1 protein-coding gene is annotated in these 374 nt (G+C 68.2%); it reads left to right on the top strand.

Annotation, left to right across the window (positions count from 1 at the left end; genetic code table 11):
* A partial coding sequence (locus RVY79_RS17965; protein WP_317465878.1) for a TraI domain-containing protein occupies positions 1-374 on the top strand: 374 nt, incomplete at both ends.

Raw genomic sequence — 374 nt, 5'->3', positions numbered from 1 at the left:
GCCGAAGCCTGGACTGCGGCCGTCGCCTATGCCGCACTGCTCCATGACATCGGCAAGGTGGCCGTCGATCTGCACGTCGAGCTGGCCGACGGCAGCACCTGGCACCCATGGCACGGCCCGCTGCGCCAACCGTACCGCTTCCGCTACCGCGACGACCGCGAGTACCGGCTTCATAGCGCCGCGACAGGCTTGCTGTACCAGCAATTGCTCAATCGCGATCTGCTGGACTGGCTCAGTGGCTATCCATCCTTGTGGGCGCCGCTGCTCTACGTCTTGGCTGGGCAGTACGAGCACGCCGGGGTTCTGGGCGAGCTTGTAGTGCAGGCCGACCGCGCCTCCGTCGCCCAGGAGCTGGGCGGCGATCCCGCGCGCGC

Origin of the sequence: Chromohalobacter sp. HP20-39, from assembly GCF_033052815.1 — a bacterium.
Classification (GTDB): Bacteria; Pseudomonadota; Gammaproteobacteria; order Pseudomonadales; family Halomonadaceae; genus Chromohalobacter.
This window is presented reverse-complemented; position numbering and strand designations above follow the sequence as displayed.